This is a genomic window from Streptomyces tricolor, from assembly GCF_002155905.1.
Classification (GTDB): Bacteria; Actinomycetota; Actinomycetes; order Streptomycetales; family Streptomycetaceae; genus Streptomyces; species Streptomyces tricolor.
In genome coordinates, this window is the sequence record NZ_MUMF01000305.1 from 1 (window position 1) to 2,777 (window position 2,777).

Genomic DNA, 2,777 nt, shown 5'->3' on the forward strand with positions numbered 1-2,777 from the left:
CGCAGTTCCCCGCGCCCCTGCGGGGCGCGCCCGCCCGGGGTCCGGCTACCGGTCGGCCACCCTCATCTCGAACCACGTCGTCTTGCCCCGCGGCAGCAGGTCGACCCCCCAGCGGTCGGAGAGCTTGTCCACCAGGAACAGGCCCCGGCCGCTGACGTCCAGTTCCTGGACCGGCATCAGGCAGGGCAGGGCCCGGGAGGGGTCGCGGACCTCCACCCGGATCCAGCCGGGGCGGCGGCGCATCCGCAGGCCGAAGACGCGGGCGCCGGTGTGCCGTACGGCGTTGCCGACGAGTTCCGAGACGAGCAGGACGGCGTCCTCGGCCAGTTTGGGACTGAGCCGCCAGGTGCGCAGGACGACGACCTGGGCGAGCCGGCGGGCGGTGGCCGCGGACTCGGGGCGGGACGGCAGCGGCACCTCCGCCTCCGTCGGGTTGCCGAACAGTTCGAGCGCCTTGAGCGCCTGTTCGTCCTCGACCGCGGGCGACCAGCGTGCCGCGGCTGCACGGCTGTGTCCCCGCGGCTGATCGATGCCCTCCAGCCCCGCCATGCCCCCATGATGGCCGTCGGGAGCCGCCTTGGGGGCCGTTCCGGAGGAATACGCCCCCCGCACGCCCCCGCGCCACGCCCGCCGATCGGCATATGCCGTTGGCATGTCGATATTCGGTACAGCCCTGCTGACCTGCGGCGACGGCTCACTTTCCGGCAATCGACGGGCTCCCTCGACACAGCAGGCTTAAGGCTGCCTTAAGGCTCCCATAAACCGCCCCATCGAGGGACCCGAATCAGACGACGCGTCAATTACGGGGCCACCCGCCGGAGTCAGCGGGACCCGCGCGCCGTTGACGGTCAGAGGAACTTGGCCTTGCCCGGCCCCTCCGCCACGAAGCTGCGCATGCCCCGCTCGCGGTCCTCGGTGGCGAACAGGCCCGCGAACCAGTTCCGTTCGACGGCGAGCCCGGTGTCGATGTCGGTCTCCAGACCGGTGTCGACGGCCTCCTTCGCCGCGCGCAGCGCGATGGCCGGGCCCTGGGCGAGCTTCGCGGCCCAGGCGTGCGCCTGCTCGTACACCTCGGCGGCCGGGACCACCCGGTCCACCAGTCCGATGGCGAGGGCCTCGTCGGCCTTGACCTGACGGCCCGTGAAGATGAGGTCCTTGGCCCTGGACGGGCCGATCAGCCGGGGCAGCCGCTGGGTGCCGCCGGCGCCCGGGATGAGCCCGAGCAGGATCTCGGGCTGGCCGAGCTTGGCGTTGTCGGCGGCGATGCGGTAGTCGGCGCACAGGGCCAGCTCGCAGCCGCCGCCGAGCGCGTAGCCGGTGACGGCGGCGACGACGGGCTTGGGGATGCGGGCCACGGCGGTGAAGGAGTCCTGCAGCGCGCGGGAGCGGCGGACCATCGCGGCGTGGTCCATGTTCTGCATCTCCTTGATGTCCGCGCCCGCCGCGAACACCCGCTCGCCGCCGTAGATCACCACGGCGCGCACGTCGTCGCGGTCCGCGGCCTCCTCGGCCAGTTCCTTCAGCCGGTCCTGGGTGGCGATGTCCAGCGCGTTCATCGGCGGCCGGTCGAGCCGCAGGGTGCCGACGCCTTCGGCGACTTCGAGAGAGACGGTCATGGGGCTCAGGTTAACGGCCACTAACGGCATCGGGCCCGGTGCCGTAGGTCACAGCACCGGGCCCGTACGTCAGCGGGGGCTCACTTCTTCCACTCGGCCCACGACATGTTCCAGCCGTTGAGGCCGTTGTCCGGGGCCACCGTGGCGTCGTGGGAGTTCTTGACGACCACCACGTCACCGATCATCGAGTGGTTGAAGAACCACGCGGCCGGGACGGAGCTGTCGTAGCCGCCGCGCACGTCGCGCAGGCCCACGCAGCCGTGGCTGGCGTTGTAGTTGCCGAAGGCGTCGCCGCCCCAGTAGTTGCCGTGGAGGAAGGTGCCGGAGGTGGTGAGGCGGATGGCGTGCGGCACGTCCTTGATGTCGTACTCGCCGCCGTAGCCGACGGTCTCGCCGTTCATCCGGGTGACGGTGAGCTTCTCGCTCATGACCATCTGGCCGTTCCAGGTGTCGTAGCCGGGCTTGCCGGTGGTGACCGGGATGGTCTTGACGACCTTGCCGTCCTGGGTGACCTTCATCGTGTGCTTCTCGGCGTCCACGACGGAGACCTGGTTGCGGCCGATGGTGAACTTCACGGTCTTGCGCTGCTTGCCGTAGACGCCGTCGCGGCCCTCGACGCCGTCCAGGTCGAGGTCGACGGTGACCTTGGTGCCTTCCTTCCAGTACTTCTCGGGGCGGAAGTCCAGGCGGTCGTTGCCGAACCAGTGGCCCTCGACCTCGACGGCCGGCTCGGTCTTGATGCGTATCGCCTTCTCGACCGCGTCCGGGCTGGTGATGCCCCGGGTGAAGCGTATGGAGAACGGCATGCCCACGCCGACGGTGGAGCCGTCCTCGGGGGTGAAGGTCCCGATGAAGGTGTTCTTCGGGGTGAGCGTGGTGAAGGTGGCGTCCTCGGCGGCCTTGCGGCCCTCGGAGTCCTCGGCGACCGCGTGCACCGTGTACTTGGTGGCCGCGGCCAGATGGGTCGACGGCGTCCAGGAGGAGCCGCCGCCGGTGATGGCGCCCTCGACCTTCGTGCCCTTCTCGTCCTTGACGGTCACCTCGGTCAGCTTGCCCTCGGCGACGCTCACCTTGAGCGCGCCGCTGGTGTCGACCCCGGTGGCCCCGGACTTGGGCGCGATGCTGACGGCGGCCGTGGACTGCCCGCCCTGCCGGCCGCCG

3 protein-coding genes are annotated in these 2,777 nt (G+C 70.9%); all 3 read right to left on the reverse strand.

Annotated features, from left to right (window positions below; genetic code table 11):
- Window positions 1-45 precede the first annotated feature (45 nt).
- Window positions 46-654 (reverse strand): ATP-binding protein, encoded by a 609-nt coding sequence (locus CCN44_RS22085; RefSeq protein WP_079081154.1) that lies wholly within the window; start codon window positions 652-654, stop codon window positions 46-48.
- A gap of 194 nt (window positions 655-848) precedes the next feature.
- Window positions 849-1,616 carry an enoyl-CoA hydratase/isomerase family protein gene (locus tag CCN44_RS22090; RefSeq protein WP_059252694.1) on the reverse strand — a complete coding sequence of 256 codons (768 nt, stop codon included), beginning with the start codon at window positions 1,614-1,616 and terminating at the stop codon, window positions 849-851.
- Between the two features lie 80 nt (window positions 1,617-1,696).
- On the reverse strand, window positions 1,697-2,777 hold a 1,081-nt coding region (locus CCN44_RS22095), incomplete at its 5' end, for a L,D-transpeptidase (protein ID WP_086698878.1).